Annotated in this window: 7 protein-coding genes and 2 pseudogenes; 6 read left to right on the forward strand and 3 right to left on the reverse strand. The window is 42.2% G+C overall.

The annotated features are described in order from the left end of the window. Positions 1-97: 97 nt before the first annotated feature. Positions 98-4,147: a two-component regulator propeller domain-containing protein gene (locus DW036_RS09900; protein ID WP_118463755.1), complete on the reverse strand. Its 4,050-nt coding sequence runs from the start codon at positions 4,145-4,147 to the stop codon at positions 98-100. A gap of 111 nt (positions 4,148-4,258) precedes the next feature. After that, the gene (locus DW036_RS09905; RefSeq protein ID WP_118463758.1) at positions 4,259-4,882 is read right to left on the reverse strand and encodes an HU family DNA-binding protein; all 624 of its coding nucleotides are present in this window, start codon (positions 4,880-4,882) and stop codon (positions 4,259-4,261) included. Between the two features lie 525 nt (positions 4,883-5,407). Here DW036_RS09905 and DW036_RS09910 point away from each other — a divergent pair. The 6 genes and pseudogenes from DW036_RS09910 (at position 5,408) to DW036_RS09935 (ending at position 15,872) form a co-directional block, all read left to right on the forward strand. After that, the gene (locus tag DW036_RS09910; RefSeq protein ID WP_118463761.1) at positions 5,408-8,740 is read left to right on the forward strand and encodes a TonB-dependent receptor; all 3,333 of its coding nucleotides are present in this window, start codon (positions 5,408-5,410) and stop codon (positions 8,738-8,740) included. An 11-nt stretch (positions 8,741-8,751) separates the two neighbouring features. Next, the gene (locus DW036_RS09915; protein WP_118463764.1) at positions 8,752-10,788 is read left to right on the forward strand and encodes a RagB/SusD family nutrient uptake outer membrane protein; all 2,037 of its coding nucleotides are present in this window, start codon (positions 8,752-8,754) and stop codon (positions 10,786-10,788) included. A gap of 109 nt (positions 10,789-10,897) precedes the next feature. After that, positions 10,898-11,398 (forward strand): annotated as a pseudogene (locus DW036_RS09920) (glycoside hydrolase family 28 protein); the annotation flags it as partial. A gap of 7 nt (positions 11,399-11,405) precedes the next feature. After that, positions 11,406-11,675: pseudogene (locus DW036_RS09925) on the forward strand (glycosyl hydrolase family 43); the annotation flags it as partial. A gap of 129 nt (positions 11,676-11,804) precedes the next feature. Next, a complete protein-coding gene (locus DW036_RS09930) occupies positions 11,805-13,502 on the forward strand; it encodes a polysaccharide deacetylase family protein (RefSeq protein WP_118463767.1) in 1,698 nt (565 codons plus the stop codon). A gap of 42 nt (positions 13,503-13,544) precedes the next feature. Further along, a complete protein-coding gene (locus DW036_RS09935) occupies positions 13,545-15,872 on the forward strand; it encodes a glycosyl hydrolase 115 family protein (RefSeq protein ID WP_118463770.1) in 2,328 nt (775 codons plus the stop codon). Between the two features lie 61 nt (positions 15,873-15,933). On the opposite strand, the gene DW036_RS09940 is transcribed toward DW036_RS09935, so the two are convergent. Next, a complete protein-coding gene (locus DW036_RS09940) occupies positions 15,934-19,965 on the reverse strand; it encodes a hybrid sensor histidine kinase/response regulator transcription factor (protein WP_158585957.1) in 4,032 nt (1,343 codons plus the stop codon). Positions 19,966-20,018 lie beyond the last annotated feature (53 nt).

Below are 20,018 nucleotides of genomic sequence, written 5' to 3' on the forward strand. Positions count from 1 at the left end.
TTCTTTCAAGTAGAGAGGATGTCCGTTTCATTTTTCTTCTCCATAGTAAATTTATCATTCCCGGTTGATTGAAAATGCAGCATATCAAGAAGACAATTTACTCTTTCGTACGTATCGATTGTTTGATATATTCCGATGGTGCCATTCCATATTCCTCCCTGAAGCAAGAGCGGAAATATCCAAGGTCATTGAAGCCGCTTGCATAGGCTGCTTCTGAAATATTATGCCCTTCTTCCATCAGTAACCGCAAACTGTTTTTCAGTCTGATTTTCCGGATGAGTTCATTGCCTGACATTCCGGTCAGGCTCTTGATCTTCCGGTAGAGTGTGGAATGGCTCATGTTCATTTTCTCCATCATGAAGGACATGTCCATCTTTTCCATGTCTATATTCTCCTCTACGATGGTGGTGAATTTGGTTAGGAATTCTTCATCCAGCTTATTTAGTTTGATGGTTTCTTCCTGTTGTTCCGGTTTCAACTCTTTGGTGCGGTTGGCTACTATAAGTGCCAGCTTTTTGCGGGATTCCAGCAGGTTGTGCACACGGCTGTTCAACAGCTTGGCACTAAAGGGTTTGGTCAGATAGGAGTCTGCACCACTTTCGTATCCTTCTTCTTTATCTTGGATGGAATCTTTGGCTGTGAGCAGGATGACGGGGATATGGCTGGTGCGTATATCTTCCTTCACTTGTTTGCATAGCTCTATTCCATCCATTATCGGCATCATGATGTCACTGATGATGATGTCCGGAATTTGGTTTAGAGCTTGTTCCAAACCTTCTTTGCCATTGATGGCGGTAATAATCCGGTAGTTGCTACTGAAAGAAGAGGCTATGTACTCGCGAATATCATCGTTATCTTCTACTACAAGTATCATCGGGCGGATGTCCGTATCTTCTTTTTCTTCTTCGGGCTTTTCTATTTCCTCTTGAATGACAGTTTCCTTTTCTTCCTTATGCAATGCATCCGGATAGGTATTCTCTGCCAGTATGCGGAAGGTAAAAGTTGTGCCTTTGCCTATTTCACTTTCCACATATAGCGTACCTTCATGCAAATCTGCCAATGACTTGACTAAGGCCAGACCGATACCTGTACCGGATGCCTGATGCTTGCCTTTGACCTGATAGTAGCGGTCAAAAATATGCGGGAGTGCGTCAGCATCTATTCCATATCCGGTATCATTGACCACTATCTCCATATATCGGTTGTCTTTATCGTCTATCTGATGCATTATCAGGTTGATTTCCCCTTCGGGTGTATATTTTATGGCGTTCGACAACAGGTTGTTCAATATTGTAGAGATAATGTCAGCGTCAAAGTAGAGCTTGGCTTCTTTGGGCTGTACCTGAATATGGAATTTGACCTTTTCGTTTCGGTTCAGTTCCTTGTAACGCAAACCTATTTCTGTGACTAAATTGCCTAAATCAGCTTTAGCAACCGTCAGCTTCCGGTTTTGGGTTTCCGTTTTGCGGAATTCCAGTATCTGGTTGATAAGGTTCAACAGCCGGATGGCACTGCTGTGAATCACTTTGACCTTGTTGCTGTAGTAAGTTGATAGGTTTGAGTCATTTATCAAGTCTTCCAGCGGACCAAGGATTAAGGTCAGCGGGGTGCGCAGTTCGTGTGTGATGTTGGTATAAAAACGCAGGCGCTCATTATTGAGTTCCTGTTCATTCAGACTTTTCTTGCGTTCCAGCTCAAGAGAATTTTCAAGCATTAGTTTACGCTTATAGAAGCGGAACCAGACATATATTCCTGTAACAATCAGTAAGATATATAATGCTTTGGCATACCATGCCAACCAAAAAGGAGGATGAATATGCACTTTCATGGTAGCAATGCGATTGTCGTCCCAGTCATGGTTGCGCAGGCGTGCTTTTACTTTGAAAGTATATTTCCCGGGAGACAGATTTCGGAAGGTTACCTGATTCTCTCCCTGTGTATTGGTCCATGTGTTTCCTAATTCCTCAATCATATATGCATATTCCACCACCTGACTTTGCGAATAGTCTGGAATCATAAAAGTGATACTGAATGAGTTCCGGTCATAAGGTAGCTCTATCGTTCCATTGTCCGACAAGATAAGTGTCTCGTCACTGCTGCCTTCCATGCGGCTGCTGATGCCTTTGCACTCTACTATCTGTACGGAAGCAACCTGATTTTCTTTTGATATATCCTGCGGATTGAAGTAACAGACACCGTTCAGTGAGCCGAAATAGAGTGTACCGTCTTGTGCGGCATAAGCGGAGCCGTCTGTAAAGCTGCCTAAAGGTATTCCATTCCGATAATCATAGTTATCGAATTTATTTTGTTCCCTATTCCAACAAGAGATACCTTTGTCTGTACTGAACCATATATTCCCGTCTTTATCTTCTTGCAAGGCATGAACGTAGGTGTCCTCCAGGCCATCCCCATATTTGTATCCGATGAAATTTTCAGGGTGGTTGGTGTCTTTAATATATCCGATTCCGTTCCGGGTTGCCGCCCATATTCCCCCTTTGGTATCTATATAAAGTTGATTGATAGTATTGGAACAAAAAACATTCTTGCTTCTAAGTCGGGCTATACATTTATTATCTTTGTCGAAAACGAAGATGCCTGAACCGTAACTGCCTACCCATAACTTGCCTTGCCGATCATGCAAAACACTGTAGACGGACAGGTTTGATATCTGGTCATTTATTTCTTTTTCTCTGCGTAGAATCCCTTTTTCATAGCTTGCGAGCCCATATTCCGTACCTATCCATAGCTTTCCGTTTTCATCTTCGTACAGTGTGTTGACGTCTACGTAATCTTGTCCCAGATCGATGCGGGTTATACAGTTCGTTCGGGTATCGAACTTCAACAGTCCGTCATCATACAGTCCCAGAAAAAGATTTTCGTTACAGCTGTGTATGGTAAAGATTTGAGCATACGTTCTGGAAAGGTGAGCAGTGATGTCGAACTTCTTTTTCAGATTGCCATCTTTGAACATAGCAATTTCGTTTTCGCTACCCAGCCATATTTGTTGCTTTTCATCGACATGAACACCCCATACCGATTTATATTTGATAATCTGCTTTTTCTCTATCGTGTACGGAAGTGTGTGAAAAATGGGTTGCATGTGGCTGATAAAGTCCACCCCATTGCTATAGTTCCCTATCCAGATGTTTCCGAATGAGTCTTGAAAAAGGCTTCGGATATTTCCCGAAGAAAGTCCATGTTTGTCGTACGTATTGGTGATGTTCTGGAACTTGAGGTCTTTCGGGTTCATAAAGGTGATGTTGCGCAGGTCGAGTATGCTTATTCCGCCGATGTCGGTGGCAATCCAAAGCCGGTTGTCCTGCATTTCTTTTATTTCATATACGTGGTCGGATATGAGAGAAGCGGGATTGCCGGCTTCGTATCTGAATATCTGAAACTCTTCTGTCACAGGATTATAAAGTGCTAATCCTTGGTTGGTACCTATCCAGATATTTTCGAGATGGTCTATGCAGATGCTGTAAACGCTGCTTCCCGGCAAACTTTTAGGATTGTGGGGATCATTCTGATAATGTTTCAGAGTTCCGCTTTTCAGGTCGATGATACTCATACCTTCACCAGAGTGTCCTACATATAATTGCCCCTTGCCATTATCGAAGACAGACCAATGTGAATGAGGTAATCCTTGGATGTTTTCTCTCGAAAGGGTGGTTACTTTTCCGCTTGTCTTGTTGTAGTGTACTATTTTCCCGTAATGGTTGGCAACCCATATGCCTCCATCGGCAGCCGGTGAGATAGAGACTATGTTGTTGTTCATGTCTATACTATCAAAAGGAGTGGACTGCTCAAATTCTTGTGTTCTGCAATCCAGCAGGCTTATTCCTGTTTTGGCTCCTATCCACAGTTTGTTTTCTTCCGGATCGTACAGTAATCTGGTTAGCGCATCGCCCGCAATATTGGAGTTGTGGGTATTGTAAACAGTGAAGTCTTTTCCGTTGAAACGGTTCAGTCCGGCTTCCGTTGCTATCCAGATGCATCCTTGGCTGTCTTGTACGATGTTGGTTACGTAATTGTTCGATAATCCGTCCTCTATGCCCAGGTGACGCAGGGTATAAGGTTGTGCCATACTTTTGCTTGCCAGTAGCAGCAGACAGGTGAAGAAAGACAAGAGGTACGTATATGTGCGCATGATTGTTTATGGGTTTTAAATGTTTGTCTCTGTAACAAAGATATGATAAATCTCTATTGCATATACTCTTAATCGCGGTTTTGCCTGATTTGTCCCTGTTGTTTGACGAATTTACCTGCGGACGTAAACCTTGTGTGTGCTCCGTCCCGAAGTGCCGATGTTGCTTTCCGGTTGTTCCGCCCATTTTCTCAATTCCAGTGAGGCGGTAGTGTGGCGCAGTCCGTTCAGGTTGGCATAGTCACTTACCGTCATAAAGGGATGCTGGGTAAGATACTGTTGTGCCCTTTCCAACCGTTGTTCGGGGCTGTACTTTTGCGATGACCGATGGAATTTTTGTTGCGAGCGTTCCAGTTCGCAATTGTAGTTGGTATTGCGTAGAAGTTCTTTTTCTGCACGGAAGTTGATGCTTCCTACTATGATGCTCCGTGCATTTCGGCGGGTGCTGTCTTCTTCGCCTGTTTCCCGTTCCTTGTCTGCGCGTAAAGCCAGTGAAGGAACGAAAGTGCCTATTCCGTCCAATTTTACCGATTTCCCTTGTCCCATCTGATAAGCCAGTTCTTCACCCAGTTCTTGTAGTAAACCTATGACATCTCCTTTGCTGAAAGCGCTTTTTTGTGCCAGTGTCTTGGCAATGTAATCCGTGTCTGCCTGACCTCGTTGCACAAGGCGGGGGTAGAGTACTCGTTTTCCTTCTTTATTGGGCAGGTTCAGTTCCTGCATTTCGTATTCGGCCATTATAGTGTGTATTTAGTTATTATAGGTCTCCTGTCTGTTACATACAAGGAGGAAACTTACTTTAGGTCTGTTATAAATATCCTTTTCTTTAATAGAAAACTTTTTCAAATCGAATAAAAATATTTATTTGTAGATTGCGAATATAAATTTGTGCGTTGAATTTATATATTTGCAATTTACAAATATATAATTGCAGTTGCAATATACACTAATTTGTTCGATGTAGAAAACTTTTTTCTTCATTTATGATAACTTTTTGATTAAAGCGAAGATACTTTTTGGCTAGTGTGGGACGGAATGGGGTCTGCTGAACCAGAAGAAGGCGGCATTTTGGTGTCTGATACAGGGACTGATTCGTCAAAGTCCGTGGTAAAATGTTCATGACCGATTTACCTTTTCCTGAAGGCGAATTTGTCCCCTACTTTTTTTAAAGGGGGATGTTATCTTTGCGCATCCCTTTTTTGGGGGACGAAGTTTTGAGATTCTATTAACCTTATTATTATCTAATTAGTTAAAAGGAAAACAATGAAATCAGATTCTTTTAAGAACAACCGTAAGACGCTTGCAGCTTTATTGCTCTGTACAGGTTTTATTGCTGCACACCCTCTTGCAATGAGGGCTGAAAGTAGTGGTCCCAGTGTACAGAGAGTGCAACAACAACGAATCAAAGTTACAGGTACGGTGAATGATGACATGGGCCCCGTTATCGGTGCCAGTATTGTAGAAAAAGGCAATCCGTCCAATGGTACGATTACCGATATTGATGGTAACTTTTCTCTTTCGGTGAAACCGGGTGCAACGCTTTTTATTTCCTATATAGGATATAAGTCGCAAGAAGTGCAAGCAATTTCCGGAAAGTCTGTCAACATCACTCTGAAGGAAGACACGGAGATGCTGGACGAAGTGGTGGTGGTAGGTTTTGGTACGCAGAAAAAAGTAAACCTTACCGGTGCTGTCGGTACGTTGTCAAGTGATGAGTTAAAGGAACGCCCCGTTGCAAATGCTACACAGGCGCTTCAGGGATTGGTTCCCGGTTTGAATATCGACGTTACCAACGGTAGTCTCGAAAGTCGCCCCGGTATCAATATACGTGGAACGGCAACGATTGGTGAAGGTACCAGCGGAGCACCGTTGATTCTGATTGACGGTATGGAGGGTGAGTTGCATAGCATAAACCCGCAGGATATTGCCAATATCTCTGTTCTGAAAGATGCCGCCGCTTCTTCTATTTATGGTTCGCGCGCCCCTTTCGGGGTAGTTCTTATCACTACAAAAAGCGGAACTAAAGATGGAAAAACCTCTATCAACTACAACAACAGTTTCCGTTTCGGTAGCCCTATAAACAAGAAGGAGATGATGAATTCCGTGCAGTTTGCCTCGTGGATAAACGATGCGCTGACCAACAACGGGGGAAGTCCGCGCTTCAATGAAGCATATATGGACAGATTAATAACCTGGCAGAATGCAAAGCCCTATGCACCGGGACAGCGTATGACAGCTGACGGAACTATCGTTTATCCCATCGAAGCACAGGCCAGCGGACAATGGTATGGAGGGTTTTCTACCGGAGCCGACGACGTGAACTACTATGATGTGGTTTACAAAGACCATACTTTCTCGCAGGAACATAATGTGAGTGCCAGCGGAGGAAGTAAAAAGTTTAATTATTATGCTTCGGGCAGCTACTTCGATCAGGATGGATTGTTGAATATCGGTGAAGAAAGCCTGCAACGCTTCACAGCCACTGCCAAGATCAACTCCGAGATTACCGATTGGTTGAAGTTTAACATGAACATGCGTTTCACCCGCGAAGACTATGTACGTCCTTCGGCGTTGACCGATTATTTTTACGAAGCGCTGGCATTTAAAGCATGGCCTATCCTGCCGCTCTACGATCGCAACGGATACTATTATTATAGTGATGATACTTCGGTAGCTGCGCTGGCGGAAGGAGGTTCGGACAAAAAGCAAACCGATCATTTCTACTTTCAGACCGGCTTGGAAATAGAGCCCGTGAAGAATTGGGTGACAAGTGTGGACTTTAACTATCGCATCAAATCGGCCAACCGTCATTGGGATAGCCAGCCGTATATCAACCACGACCTGAGTGGTGCACCGTATTATCGCAAAAGCAGTTCGAATGTGCATGAAGACTATCTGAAAGAAAATTATTTCAACTTCAATGCACGTTCCGAGTATTCATTCTCATTGGCCGACAGCCACAACTTCCACATTCTGGGCGGTTTTCAGGCAGAGAATCTGAAACAAACCTTATTCGGTCTGCAACGGAACGGAATTATGATTAATTCAAAACCGGAAGTGGATCTGACTAACGGACTTGATATTAATGGAAATCCCATTACACCCAGTGTAAACGGAGGACGTAAGGAATGGTCGACCGTTGGATTCTTCGGTCGTTTGAATTACGACTATAAGGGACGGTATCTGTTCGAAGTCAATGTTCGTGCCGATGGTTCATCGCGTTTCCGTAAAGGCAATCAATGGAAAACATTCCCTTCGGCATCCGTTGGCTGGAATATTGCGCAGGAAGAGTTCTTCAAACCATTATCCTCTACTGTTGACATGTTGAAGATTCGAGGTTCTTACGGAAGCCTTGGAAACCAGAATACTGATAACTGGTATTATACTTATCAGACGCTTTCGGCACAATCATCAGCCGGAGGTTGGTTGCAAAACGGTATAAAGCCCAATATTGCCACTGCTCCCGGTTTGGTGTCCGAGAGTTTGACTTGGGAGACGATAGAGACTTATAACATTGGTCTGGATTTAGGTCTGTTCAGAAACAGATTGTCGGGTTCGTTCGACTACTACGTGCGTAATACGAAAGATATGGTGGGGAACGCACCTGCTTTACCTAATATATTGGGTACTGACGTTCCGAAAACAAATAATACCGACCTTCGTACGCATGGTTGGGAATTGTCCGTAATGTGGCGGGATGTCTTGAAAAATGGCTTGTCATATTCGGCCAAGTTACTGTTGTCCGATTCGCGTACCAAGATACTACGTTATCCCAATAACCCTACAGGCAATATCTATATGTATAATGAAGGGCGCTACATCAATGAAATATGGGGTTATGAAACCATCGGTATAGCCAGAACAGATGAGGAGATGAAGGCTCACTTGGAGAGTTTGGACAAAGCGTACGAAGCATATCATGGAGTAGCTCCTTCCACTCCTTTGCAGGGACAAAGTAATTTTGGAAGCAACTGGAAAGCCGGTGACATCATGTATAAGGACATAGATGGTGACGGGCGGGTTTCTAAAGGTAGCGAGACACTGGATGATTTGGGTGATAAGAGGGTAATAGGTAACAGCACGCCGCGCTACCGTTTCGGTGTCGACTTGAATGCCGCATGGAAAGGATTTGATGTACGTATTTTCTTTCAGGGAGTTCTGAAACGCGATTATTGGCAGGGAAGTGCCTATATGTTTGGCTATACCGGTGATTTGTGGAATTCAGCCGGTATTATAGGTGTCGATGATTATTTCCGTGACGAGAATACCTGGTCAGTACAAGCAGGATATACCACACCAAATATCAACTCATACCTGCCACGGCCTGTGGGCAGCAAGAATCTTACAACGCAGACCAAGTATCTGCAAAATGCTTCGTATCTCCGTCTGAAGAACTTGCAAATAGGATACACTCTGCCCACTACTTTGACCACGAAATGGGGTATGCAGAAGGTGCGTGTTTATTTCTCGGGCGAAAACCTGTTCACACTGACAGGTCTGGTCGATCAGTTTGATCCTGAAACTATCGGTACCCGTAATGGTAATGGATATCCGTTGTCCATGACCCTGTCATGCGGTTTAAGTTTAACTTTTTAAATCTTACAGCAATGAAAGTAAATATCAAATCATATATAAAGAGAGTGCTTCCACTGTTTATAGTGGGAGCGGCATTGACGGCATGTGAAGACTTTTTAGATAAGCAACCTCCTTCCTATATTGTTCCCGAAGACTATTATCGTTCGGAAGACCAGATTTTGGCCAGCGCCAATAAGTTTTACACGGATCTCTTGCCTTCGCACGGGGGCAACTACGGAACATTCCAGTCAGATGTTCATACTGACAATCAGGCAGGAAGAAGCGGTGACAGCAAATATGCCATCGGGCAATGGAAAGTGGGAATGGATAACGGTAACTGGTCGTGGAGTGCCGTTCGCAATATCAACTATCAATTGGGTACAATACTCGACAGGTATGGAAAAGGAGAGATATCGGGTGCCGATAAAAACATCCGCCACTACATCGGTGAGCATTACTTCTTCCGGGCATTCCGTTATTTTGCGATGCTCAGAATGTGGGGTGATTTGCCTATCGTGAAAGAAGTCTTTCCTGATGACGAGGCAATTTTGGTGGCTGCCTGTAAGCGGATGCCTCGCAATGAAGTAGCCCGTTTCATCCTCGAAGACCTTGATATGGCTATTGATTATATGAGTGATAACTTTGAAAGTCGCCACACACGTATTTCCAAGGATGTCGCTATCTTGATGAAATCACGCGTAGCATTGTTCGAAGGTTCGTGGCTCACCAACTTTAAAGGTACTCCGTTTGTTCCCAATGGCGAAGGCTGGCCCGGCAAAGCGAAAGAATATAATGCCGGCTATCAATATCCTACAGGAAGCATCGAGAACGAGGCGAAATTCTTCTTTGAAGAAGCTGCAAAAGCAGCTGAAATCATTGCCGAGAAATATAAAGGAGACTTAGTGCAAAATACAGGTGAAATTCCGCAATCGGCTACCGACCCTGTGAATCCTTACTTCAAGCTTTTCGGGAATATCGACATGAGCGGTTTTAAAGAAGTACTGTTGTGGCGTGAATACAGTCGTGCACTAGGGATTCAGAATGCTGTTGAAACGGCAGTCAACCGCGGTAACTACGCTGTCGGCGTTACCCGGAGCATGGTTGAAGGTTTCCTTATGGAAGACGGCAAACCTATTTATGCCCAGCACACTGGTTATGAGTATAGTGACGAAACCTTATCTGCTGTCCGTACCAATCGTGACCCACGACTGAAAATTTTCCTCAAAGAGCCGGGACAGATCAACGTGTTCATTAATATGGATGACCGCATTGGTGATATGTTTGTTGAAGTAGAACCTAAGCCCGATATTACCAACGGTGCTGACGACTGTCTCTATACCACCGGATATACGTTGCGCAAAGGTGGAACATTCGATAAGGCTTTGGCCGGAAATCACAAGGGATATACTGCCTCTATTGTGTTCCGCGCTACTGAAGCATTCCTCAACTATATCGAAGCACAGTATATGCTTACCGGTAGCATCAGTTCGGGTAAAATCCTCGAATATTGGAAACTCATTCGTGAAAAAGCTGGGTTTAAAGGTGCTGCTATTGATCCGCAAACCACTATTGCCGCTACTGAAATTTCGAAAGAAAAACTGGACTGGGGGGCTTATACCGCGGGACAGTTACTTTCTGATGCGGTGCTTTATAATATCCGCCGCGAACGCCGTTGTGAGTTGATGGCCGAAGGACTTCGCTGGATGGATCTTACTCGTTGGAGGTCGCTCGACCAGTTGAAGGCTGAAAACTACCACATCGAAGGTTTCCATTTGTGGAATACTCCCATGCAGAATTGGTATAACTTTACTGCAACTGACTACAATGGCAGTTCATCGTCCAAAGTTTCCAGCCCTGAACTGAGTGAGTATCTGCGCCCGTACCAGAAGAATATGACTTCGGGTAATCTTTATCGCAACGGTTATACTTGGTCTATGGCGCATTACTTGCAACCTATGCCTGTCAAGCAGTTTCTGCTGACGTCTTCGGATTACAGTTCGATTGAGTTGTCACCGTTGTATCAGAATCCGTATTGGCCGACAACGGCGGATATGCCTGCGGAGAAATAACCTTTAACTGGCAGTTTCTAATTGGTGTTTAATAGAAGGGGATAGCTTTTTTCGGTCAAAAGAAAGAATCTATCCCTCACTGTTATAGTATGATAATGATAAAGAAATTATGAAGAAGAATTCAGTGAAAATCTTTTTAGTTGCATTGGGGCTATCTCTCGTTTCTATGCCTGCGGTTTGGGGACAATATAAAGAGGTACAAGTGAAGGCTCCTTTTCAGATGGAGCCCATTAAAGAGTATGTATATCCCAACCGGAATTTCTCAGTTGTAGGTTTTGGTGCGGTGAAAGGGGGAATAGCAGACAATACAAAATCGATAGCTGCTGCCATCGATGCCTGCCATAAAGCAGGTGGCGGCAGAGTTGTAATTCCTTAAGGAGAATGGTTGACTGGCCTTGTGTATTTGAAAAGTAATGTCAACTTATACTTATCGGAAAATGCTGTGTTATGTTTTACGGACAACCCATCTGATTATCTGCCTGCTGTAATGACTTCATGGGAGGGTATGGAATGTTATAATTACTCTCCGCTGGTCTATGCTATTGCTTGTGAGAATGTAGCGATTACCGGGAAAGGCATGCTGAAACCTAAAATGGATACTTGGAAAGTGTGATACTGCGGTGATCGGGGAATCGAATCCTCATAGCGGATATGCAAGAGTGAGTTTGCTGGATGCAAAGAAGGATACGGTGTATGTTTCTTTAGTGGATTTTTATAGTAAATATCCGGAAAAGGCAATTCGCATCATGACTCCGGAGATGCCGGAAGATAATTATACCTTATTGATAGAAGTGACAGGTATTATGCCTGTGTGGACTGATAAAACAAAGGCTGTTTATGGAAGTGACAATAGTTTTGTGACTGTCGATAGTATTTATTATTTTTGAAAAGTCTAAAAAGAATAGAGAACAAAATAAATAAATTGTACTCCTTTATGTACGATAATACATCTAATTGTACGTAGTTCCATATGCCGTATTTACGAACTTACTTATTTTTACTGAAAATTTCTTAGTATGAAAAATCTGAAAATAAAACTACTGTTTGCACTCTGTGCGATATTACTCTTTTCAGCCTTTATAACGGAAAAGAAAGACGTTATCACCATCTTTATGATAGGCGATTCTACCATGGCTAACAAAAGCCTGAAGAATGGTAACCTGGAACGTGGTTGGGGACAGATGCTTCCCTGTTTTCTGACGGATGATGTCGTAGTGGACAATCATGCCATGAATGGGCGAAGTTCATTGAGTTTCATCAATGAAGGGCGTTGGGATGTTGTGCTCGACAAATTGAAAATGGGAGATTATGTGTTTATTCAGTTCGGGCATAATGATGAGAAAGCTTCCGAAAAACTGCATACCGATCCGGGAACTACATTCGATGATAACCTGCGTCGTTTCGTAAGAGAAACCCGAGAAAAGGGGGCTTATCCTGTACTGTTTAACTCCATTGTACGGAGAAACTTTCCTCCCGAAGGAGTGACAGAGCCTAAAGGAAGTTATGAGGTGGAAGGAAATGTGCTTGTGGATACGCATGGAGAGTATCTGAATTCTCCCCGCCGGGTAGCTGAAGAAATGGACGTGCCTTTTGTCGATCTGAATAAACTGACGCATGACCTGGTGGTAGGTATGGGCGTAGAAAAATCAAAAAGCCTCTTTATGTGGGTGCCTGCGGGGATTTATGATTTTTGTCCGAAAGGGAAAATAGACAATACACATCTGAATGTTTATGGCGGAAAAGTAGTGGCTAGCATTGCTATGGAAGCTGTTGCTAAGGTTGTTCCGGCACTGGCACCGTATGTACGGCAGCATGATCCTGAAGTGTATGTGGCCGATTATAAGGATAATAAGAAATGTGCTATCAGCTATACTTACGATGACGGTCTGGAAGAACACTATACGCTTGTTTTCCCGGAAATGGAAAAAGTAGGTTTCAAGGGTACTTTCTGGATATGGGGAAAAGGGATAGGGAATGTGGCGGAACAGCAAGGTAAGCCACGTATGACTTGGGTACAAATGAAGGAAATGGCCTGTAAAGGGCATGAAATATCCAGTCACAGTTGGTCGCATGCCAATCTGAAAAATATGAGTCTGAAAGAAGTGCAAGTGGAAGTTGACCGGAATGATAGTATTCTTCAGGCTGAAATAGGTGAAAGACCGCTGACTTTCTGTTATCCGTTTAATTCTTATAATGAAGATGTGTTGCGGATTGCTTCAAAAGATAGAATAGGTACACGTACGAAGCAATATGCTATAGGTGGTGAAAAATCAAAATCAACAGTTGAGTCACTGGATAAATGGGTGAAGGAACTTATCATTGCAGGCGACTGGGGAGTCACGATGATTCATGGTATTTCGGTGGGTTATGATGCTTTTACTTCTCCGGATATATTGTGGGAACATTTCAAACGGGTGAAGGCGCAGGAAGATGATATATGGGTGGGCACTTTCCGTGAAGTGGCTGCCTACGTTAAGGAACGGAATAATATCCAACTGGATGTGACGAAGAAAAAATCCCATTGGATGGTCAGCCCACGTTTGGCATTGAATCAGGAGTTGTTTGGCGAACCTTTGACAATGGTGGTTGATAAGAAAGGAAAGAGTGGAATAAAAGTTTTGCAGAATGGGAAAGAGCTGTCTGTCCGGGAGCAGGACGATAAAATAATATTTGATTTTAACCCTTATGGAGGGAGCATTAAAATCAGTTTTTGAAGAAATGTATAGAATATAGCTTTGAAAAATAAATTGAAATATATGAAGAAAGGATTTATAGGTTTAGTTTTTCTTTGGGTGACACAGATTTGTTGTGCACAGTTTAGTCTGCGTTCCGACCAACCGATTAAGTTGGCTTGTGATAATGCGGAAGAGAAGGTAGTGCAAACCGCATTGAAACTGTTCATACGTGATTATCAATCGGTATTTTCTGCATCTGCCGCCGTAGATGCCCGGCAAGGGAATATCATAGTAGGTACGGTTGGAAAAAGCCCGTTGCTGAAAACTGTGAGTGCGGACGTAAGTGCTTTGGCAGGCAAGAAACAGGCTTTTCTTTTGCAGGTTCTGCCGGATGGAAAATTGCTGGTGGCAGGTAGTGATTCGCATGGTACGGCTTATGGTATCATGGAATTATCTCGCCTGATAGGTGTATCTCCCTGGGAATGGTGGGCGGATGTAACACCGGAGAAGAAGATTTCTTTTGTGCTGCCGGCAGAGTATCAGACATTGCAATCTCCTTCTGTGGAATATCGGGGTATATTTATCAATGACGAAGACTGGGGATTGATGCCTTGGAGTAGTCAGACGTATGAACCGTCGGATGTAAAAGGACATATCGGTCCGAAGACGAATGCACGTATTTTTGAACTGTTACTGCGTTTACGTGCCAATACCTATTGGCCTGCGATGCACGAATGTACTTTGCCTTTCTTCCTGACGGAAGGAAACAGGAAAGTTGCGGAAGAATATGGTATTTTTATAGGTTCATCGCATTGTGAGCCGATGGTGTGTAGCGCTGCCGGTGAGTGGCGCCGTCGTGGTCAGGGTGATTATGACTATGTGAATAATAGTGCGTCTGTTTATAAATTCTGGGAAGACCGGGTGAAAGAGGTTGCTCAACAAGGTAATATCTATACTTTGGGTATGCGTGGTGTGCACGACGGACAGATGCAGGGAGCCAAAACCGTAGCAGAACAGAAGGCTGTATTGGAACGTGTGCTTAAAGACCAGCGCGGACTCTTGCAGAAGTATGTCAATAAAGATGTTACAACTATTCCGCAAGCATTTATTCCTTATAAAGAGGTGTTGGATATTTATAATGCCGGCTTACAGGTGCCTGATGATGTAACGTTGATCTGGTGTGATGATAATTACGGGTATATCCGTCACTTCCCGACGGCGGAAGAGCGTGCCCGTAAGGGAGGCAACGGTATTTATTACCATGTATCTTACTGGGGCCGTCCTCACGATTATCTTTGGTTGGGAACTTTCAGCCCTTATCTGCTTCATCAACAAATGAAGTTGGCTTACGACCGTGGCATTCAAAAGATGTGGGTATTGAATGTGGGTGATATCAAGCCTGCAGAATATCAGATAGAACTTTTCCTGGATATGGCGTGGAACATAGATGAAGTGAACGAAATAGGAGTCACTGCCCATCTGAAATCTTGGTTGGAGCGGGAATTTGGAAGTAATTGTGCCGAGGAACTGTTGCCTGCCATGGAAGCACATTACCAACTATCCTACATCCGTAAGCCCGAATTTATGGGAAATACACGTGAAGAAGAGCGGGATCCGAAATACAAGGTGATTAAAGACCTGCCTTGGAGCGAGCAAACCATTAGTGAGCGTCTGAGATCTTATACCGTCTTGTCTGATGTTGTCGAGAGGATAGAGAGTAACATTCCGGCGGACAGGCAGGATGCTTACTTCCAGCTTGTGAAATATCCGGTGCAGGCCGCCGCACAAATGAACCGAAAAATTCTGACTGCCCAGTTTGCCCGTCACTCTAAGGCTGACTGGAAACAAAGTGATGCTGCTTTTGACAGCATTGCATCCTTGACGCAGCAGTATAATTCATTGCAGAATGGCAAATGGAACCGTATGATGGATTTTCACCCCCGTAAGTTGCCGGTATTCAAACGTGTAGAGCATACTAGCGCCACCGAGCCTATGATGACAGACCGGAAAATGCTCTGCAAATGGAATGCTATGGAATGTACATATGGGAAACCTGTTCCGTACGAGGGCTTAGGATATGAAAGAAAAGCGGCAGGTATCCGTAAAGGTTCCTCTCTGACCTTCGCTTTTGATGATTATGGAAAAGATTCTGTTGAAGTTGAGATCAGGCTATTGCCAAGTCATCCACTGGATGAAAAACAGCTTCGTTTCGCTATCTCTGTAGATGAGGCCGTTCCGCAAACGGTATCTTATGAGACGAAAGGACGCAGTGAAGAATGGAAAGAGAATGTATTGCGCAATCAGGCTATTCGGAAAGTGACTTTACCGATCAATAAACAGGCTTCTCATAAGCTGGTTATTACGGCTTTGGATGAAGGAGTGGTGCTGGATCAGGTGATACTTTATTAATAATTACAAATGTTTTAAGATGGAATCTCCCCTAAGAAATGAGCTTAGGGGAGATTCTTATTTATTTCAACTGCTTTATATATTCTGATGGAGACATTCCATATTCTTCTTTGAAACATTCTCTGAAATAAGATACGGAGTTTAGGCCAACCTGATGAGCAATTTCTGAAATGTTGTACTTACCTGAGAGCAATAACTGCTCTGCTTTCCTAAGTCTTAGTTTGCGGATAAATTCTCCTGTGGACATTCCTGTCAGGGCTTTTACTTTCCTGTAGAGAGAAGAGTAACTCATGGATAGTTCTTGAGCTATTGTGGGTACATCTATTTTTTCATCCATCAGGTTCTCTTCTATGATTTTTGTTATTTTTTCAATGAATTCATTGTCTATTTTGTTTAATGACTCTTTGATGATAGATTGCTTAAGATGGGTGCTTGAAGATATTAAAGAAGCTATTTTCTTCTTTCCCTCCAATAGATTGGCTACCCTGCTTTTAAGTAAAGATGCGCTAAATGGTTTTGTTACATACGAGTCAGCACCGGCATCATACCCTTCTGTTTTATCTTGCAATGTGTCTTTCGCTGTCAACAGTATTACAGGAATATGGCTGGTTGCAATGTTGTTTTTAATTTCCTTACATAACTCGATTCCATCTTTCACAGGCATCATGATATCACTGATAACTATATCGGGAATACTTGTGAAGGCAATCTGACATCCTTGTTCTCCATTCTCTGCAACAAGAACATCGTAAAATCCCATCAGAGATTCAGCAATATAATCACGGATGTCTCTCTCGTCTTCTACAACTAAAACAATAGGTTTGCTTGATTTCTCTTCATCTAAGGGTACTTTGAGATTAGTATTAATATGTATGGCATCGGGATAGGAGTTATTGGTTATTAACCGGACACGGAAGGAAGAACCTACATTAGGTTCACTATCCACCAAGATAGTGCCCTCATGCAAATCTACCAGATTCTTCACTAAAGCGAGCCCTATACCGAATCCGGGTATGTTTTTTCTTATATTAGTTTGATAATACCGTTCGAATATACGTGAGATATCCTCTTGGGGGATTCCGATTCCTGTGTCAGCTATCTCAATTTCGGTGTATTCTATATCATTCGCTATTACTGACCGCAAAGCAAGCGTGATATTTCCTTTATAGGTATATTTGAATGCATTGGACAAAAGATTATCAACAATCATAGATATAACTTCTTGATCAAAATAGATATGTATCTTGTTTGTATCAATAATAATATCAAACGTGATATCGGCATTCCTGTTCAGCTCTTTATATTTGAAACCGATTTCCTGAATCTTTTCGGCAATGTTTCCTTCAATTACACACAATTTCTTATTTTGAGTTTCTGTTTTACGGAACTCCAATATTTGCGTGACCAGACTTAGCAGGCGGATTGTGCTTTTATGAATAAGTGAAATCTTTTTCATGTGTTCTTCTTGAATTCTTGAATCGCACTGCAAGTCTTCAAGTGGTCCGAGTATTAACGTTAATGGAGTTTTCAGTTCGTGAGTGATATTGGTATAAAATCTCAATCGTTCTTCATTTAATTCCTGCTGTTTCTGGGCTTTTTCTTTTTCGAGTGATAAAGAACTACGTAACTGCAATCGTTTTTTATAAGATTTGATTATGAAGAATGTAATGGTGGCTATACTTACTATATATATCAATTTAGCCCACCAACTAAGCCAGAACGGGGGATTGATGCTAATGAACAGTGTTGAGTAGTTAGTTTGCCACTCCTGATTTTTATAACGAGCCTTAATATGCAATTTATAGTTACGATAAGGAATATTGCGAAATGTGACTTGATTATCTCCTCCTATATTAATCCAGTTTTCCTCCAATCCTTCCAGTTCATAGGCATATTCAACTTTACCTTGCAGGGATTTGTTCATGACGTTGAACGTTATGCTGAATATATTCTGATTATGGTTAAGCATGATTTTTCCGTTTGTCATAGGTATGGATGTGTCAATTGCATCTTCGTGAGGGTTTCTGCCATAGACTTTGAAATCGGTAAATATTACCGGAGGAAGAATTATATTCGAAGGTCTGTCTTTGGGATTAAAGTAGCACACGCCATTGATACTGCCGAAATAAATAGTTCCGTCTTGAGTCTTACCAACAGAGTTGTTCATATATGTACCAAATAGGGTACCGTCCTTATGGTCATAATTAAGAAATCTTTGCTCTGACTCGATGAAACAACTGATACCTGAATGGGTGCTCAGCCAGATATTACCTTCTGAATCTTCTTCAATGGAACAGGCTAAATTACAGGCTAATCCGTTTTGGGTATTAAATAATTGGTAAGTATCTGACTGCTCATTGGGAAATAAGACTAATCCTTCTGTTGTTGCAATCCAAATTCTGTTTTTAGAATCCCTGAATATCTGATTGATTACACAATTCTCGAATATAGTGTGTTCATTTATATGTTTCATGGTCTTACTCTCCGGATTATATATACTAATTCCTTTATTGAGAGTGCCGATCCATATATTCCCGTTTTTATCTTGTGAAACAGCTCTGATTTCATTAGTCAATAGTTGGCTGTTATCTTTATTAAGAAATTTTTTTTTCTTAGTTATCAGGTTGTAAATTTCCAACCCGTTACTGCTGCCAATCCACACATTTCTCTGGTTGTCTTCAAAGAGACAATAGATAACCGAACCGTTTCCCTGCGGAGTGTAATGGATGAACCTGTCTTCTTTGCTTATAAAAACATCGATCCCCATTTCATTATACATATTTCCAAACCATAAATCTCCGTTAGAATCTTTTAGAGAAGAATGATAAGCATTTGATGAAATATCTCCTGTATCATGGGAATAAAACATACAATTCTTACCATCAATGTTGACATTGATACCTCCCCCGTCGGTTCCCATCCATATATTGCCATTGTCAGCAACACATATTGTTAGTACTTCTTTGTCATTGAGACCATTAGTGACTCCCGGTATCTTATTGATTCTCCAACTATGGAAGAAGGATGAAGTGCTGCTGATAAAGCTGGCTCCTCCGCCGTTTGAACCTATCCAAATGTTTTTGAAGGAGTCTTCAAAGACACAATAAACGGTTGGATTTGATATTCCCCAATAAATATCTTGAATAAACATATGATTAACATTCTTTTTCCCGGATAAAATCAGGTCTGTGTCTTTGGAGTCGAAATAACAAAGATCAGAGACTGTACCTACCCATATTCGGCCATTACTGGTACTATAGACATTATATACGGCTCCTTGTATCGTATAGTGAATTCCACTGACATTTTTAAAATTACGGAATGTTTCTCTGAAGGGATCAAAAAGCGATAGTCCGCTGTTGGTTGCAATCCAGATTTTAGAATTGGTATCAACGAATATAGAATGGATAGTATTATCCGGAAGTGAATTCTTGTTTTGAGGTGAATGAGTGAAATTCTTAAAACTGTTGTTATCCGGAGAGAAAATAGTGAATCCGCTATAGGTATGTCCGAGGTATAAATCACCATTGCTGCCTTCAGCCAGTGTCATGATATCATTTGAGGGAAAATCAGGAACGGTCGATGTATTATAATGTATGAACTGCGAATTGTCGGGATTGTATAAATCTAATCCTTGATTCGTAGCGATCCATACATTCCCGTTAGAAGTGACCAGAATATCTTTTATTTCATTGGATATCAGTGTCTCCGGGTCATTCTTATCATGCAAAAAAGAAGAAAATTGCTGTGTTGCACAATCAAATACGTTCACTCCCATCCATCTGTTGGCAATCCATACCTTATTATTAATAGTGTCTGTAGCAATTTTATTAATATCGTTGCTATTAAGCAATTCTTTATTGGGTTCTTTTAGGTAGACAGTGAACTTATCTCCGTCGAATCTATTAAGTCCATATTTGGTTGCAAACCATGTGAAGCCATATTTGTCTTGGGTAATATCTGTTACGTAGTTACTGGATAGTCCATCTTTCATGACTAAATTAATAGTCGGAATCTGCTGGCAGAAACCTCCTATGGAGTAAACTACTAACGAGAGTAATAAGATTAACTTAAATGGGCTGCTCTGTTTCATCTTTCTACTATTTTCATCTTCAAAATTACTACTTAATCTCAAACAAATACAAA

The organism is Bacteroides sp. AF39-11AC, assembly GCF_003474285.1.
Taxonomy (GTDB): Bacteria; Bacteroidota; Bacteroidia; order Bacteroidales; family Bacteroidaceae; genus Bacteroides.

What these genes read in the sequence shown, in the direction of transcription:
- DW036_RS09935 (WP_118463770.1), top strand. Translation starts at nt 13,545, where the DNA reads ATGAAGAAAGGATTTATAGGTTTAGTTTTTCTTTGGGTGACACAGATT.
- DW036_RS09905 (WP_118463758.1), bottom strand. Translation starts at nt 4,882, where the DNA reads ATGGCCGAATACGAAATGCAGGAACTGAACCTGCCCAATAAAGAAGGA.
- DW036_RS09900 (WP_118463755.1), bottom strand. Translation starts at nt 4,147, where the DNA reads ATGCGCACATATACGTACCTCTTGTCTTTCTTCACCTGTCTGCTGCTA.
- DW036_RS09940 (WP_158585957.1), bottom strand. Translation starts at nt 19,965, where the DNA reads ATGAAACAGAGCAGCCCATTTAAGTTAATCTTATTACTCTCGTTAGTA.
- DW036_RS09930 (WP_118463767.1), top strand. Translation starts at nt 11,805, where the DNA reads ATGAAAAATCTGAAAATAAAACTACTGTTTGCACTCTGTGCGATATTA.
- DW036_RS09915 (WP_118463764.1), top strand. Translation starts at nt 8,752, where the DNA reads ATGAAAGTAAATATCAAATCATATATAAAGAGAGTGCTTCCACTGTTT.
- DW036_RS09910 (WP_118463761.1), top strand. Translation starts at nt 5,408, where the DNA reads ATGAAATCAGATTCTTTTAAGAACAACCGTAAGACGCTTGCAGCTTTA.